The 2,113-nt window shown below is 59.2% G+C and carries 3 protein-coding genes; 2 read left to right on the forward strand and 1 reads right to left on the reverse strand.

The window, feature by feature from the left end; translation table 11 throughout:
* Window positions 1–184: 184 nt before the first annotated feature.
* Both hisB and GX515_13135 read left to right on the forward strand, forming a co-directional pair.
* On the forward strand, window positions 185–838 hold the full coding sequence (hisB, locus tag GX515_13130; GenBank protein ID HHY33938.1) for an imidazoleglycerol-phosphate dehydratase: 654 nt from the start codon (window positions 185–187) through the stop codon (window positions 836–838).
* A gap of 335 nt (window positions 839–1,173) precedes the next feature.
* A complete protein-coding gene (locus GX515_13135) occupies window positions 1,174–1,548 on the forward strand; it encodes a hypothetical protein (GenBank protein HHY33939.1) in 375 nt (124 codons plus the stop codon).
* A 200-nt stretch (window positions 1,549–1,748) separates the two neighbouring features.
* Here the strand turns inward: GX515_13135 and GX515_13140 are convergent.
* A partial coding sequence (locus tag GX515_13140; GenBank protein ID HHY33940.1) for an MATE family efflux transporter occupies window positions 1,749–2,113 on the reverse strand: 365 nt, incomplete at its 5' end.

Below are 2,113 nucleotides of genomic sequence, written 5' to 3' on the forward strand. Positions count from 1 at the left end.
ACATATTCAGCGTCAGCGTGCCAAGACGGAGGATGCCCTGAGCGTTTCGCCTCACAGGGACGCCCCATAGGAGCGGTGTGTCGGGAGTGCGACATCGGTGCTTCATGCCGGCTCAACACCTGGGACGACGGCGGCTAGTTGTGAGGAGACCCTTGGGCTTGCAAGGCTTGCAAGAGGTGATCGCATGGATGCTCCACAGAACACTCCTGGAGTCCGGAGAGCCGTAAAGCTTACTCGCACGACCAGAGAGACGTCGGTCAGCGTATACCTGAGGATCGATGGGACCGGTAGTTCCAAAGTGGCAAGCGGCTTCCCTTTCCTGGACCATTTCCTCGAGACGCTGGCGTTACATGCTTCTTTCGACCTTGAACTGGAAGTGAAGTCGGGTAGGCCCGATCTCCACCACAGCGCGGAAGACACGGGATGGGCTTTGGGAGCCGCATTGAGGCAGTGCCTTGAACACCCCGCCGAACCGCCAGAAGGCGTAAACCGTGGTGAAGCTGTCCTCTCAAGAACTCTTCCAGTTAGAAGATTCGGCTGGGCGGCAATCCCCTTTGATGAAGTACTGATCTTGATTTCCGTGGATCTCATTGGCCGACCGGGATTCTACCTTTCGCCCGGCGGTGGTCTGGACCACTGTGATATCCAGGAGTTCTTCAAGGCCTTCACGGGCGGGCTGGGAGCCACGCTGCACATACAGGTGCTTCAGGATGGCAATCTTCACCACAAGATCGAATGTTCCGCGAAAGCCCTCGGACGGGCCTTAAGAGAGGCGGTAGCCCTGGACGATCGGGTGAAGGAGATATCAGTAAAGGGAAAGGTAACGTATCAGAGCTGATGTGCTGATGTGCCGTATCGGAGCGCTCTTGGCTGGGACGTTCAGTTTTCGCGGCTGCATTCGGCGGAGCCAGCACGAAGCTGGGCGGTTGCACGCGAGCGGCAGGCGGTGAGCCCATTGCATCGGTACACCGGCTTGCTTTCGGACAAGGGCCTGCAAAACCGCGTGCAAGCGGCCACGGGTCTCGTCCATCCGGTGCGGACGTCCACGACATACAGGTTGTCGAGGACGTGAGCGAGCTTGATGCCGTCCGGGCTCACCACGGGATGCTTGAGCTGTGCGCCGACGTTGGGAATGGTGGCCCTTCCCGGTGTCTACGTTAACGCTCCAGAGCCGTGGCACGTGTAGGCGCGGGCAGAAGGAAAGAGGGAAAAAAGGATGAAGCCGTTGATAAGAGCAGGGAAGGGAACCTGGACGAGAGCAGGACGATACTCGAGGGTAGGCTCGAAGCTCTCGAGAGCGTGCGCTGTGACGAGCATAGGACCGATGATGTCGAGGTTAAAGAGGAAATCGAGAATCTCAAGAGCCTGATTCAACGGCTGGACGAGATTGAAGAGAAGAGGGAGAGCTTTAAGGCATACGGACCGCCGGACTCGCTACCGCTGAATGTTCCCTACTCCCTGTCAGAAGCGGAGTTCTTCAAGGAGCTGCGGAGCCAGAGTTACGAGACACGTCGGGACAAGCAGCGGCGTACCACATCCGAGAAATAGCGCTCTGGTTCGGAGGAACCTCCACGGCATCACCATGCTCAGAGATGGGCAATTGCGTTGGCTGGCGTGAAACGCGGCGCCAAGGCAAAGTAAGACGAGGCCAGGCGGGGCAAGGCAAGGCAAGGCAAGGTGAGGCGAGGCAAGACGAGACAGTGTGAGGCGAGGCAAGGAAAGTTCTCAAGTTTCCTCGTCCTGTTCGCTCACTCGGGAGAAGGCCGTCGCGCGACGACGTGCCTCTTCCAGCGACCGGTCCGATAGTACACGAAGTTGAGCATGGTCCCTGAGACCGGCCCGGCGACGATGGCGATCCAGACGCCCTTGACCCCGAGGCCGGGGAGTCGAGACAGCACAGCGGCCATAGGGACCCTCACCAGCCATAGAGAAGCGAAAGTCGCGAGCATGCTAGTGACGGTGTCCCCGGCTCCGCGAAGCACTCCAGAGAGCGTGAACATAAGGGCATAGGGAACGTAAGATAGGGCGGCGTATCTCAGATACTCCGCGCCGATGGCAATGACGTCAGCGTTCCTCGTGAAGATCGCGACGAGGTTTGCGCGGCCCGACAGCA

It is taken from the genome of Bacillota bacterium (assembly GCA_012842395.1).
In the GTDB taxonomy this organism is placed as follows: Bacteria; Bacillota; SHA-98; order UBA4971; family UBA4971; genus UBA6256.

Coding starts and splice junctions, on each gene's coding strand:
- hisB (HHY33938.1), top strand. CDS start 185: ATGGATGCTCCACAGAACACTCCTGGAGTCCGGAGAGCCGTAAAGCTT.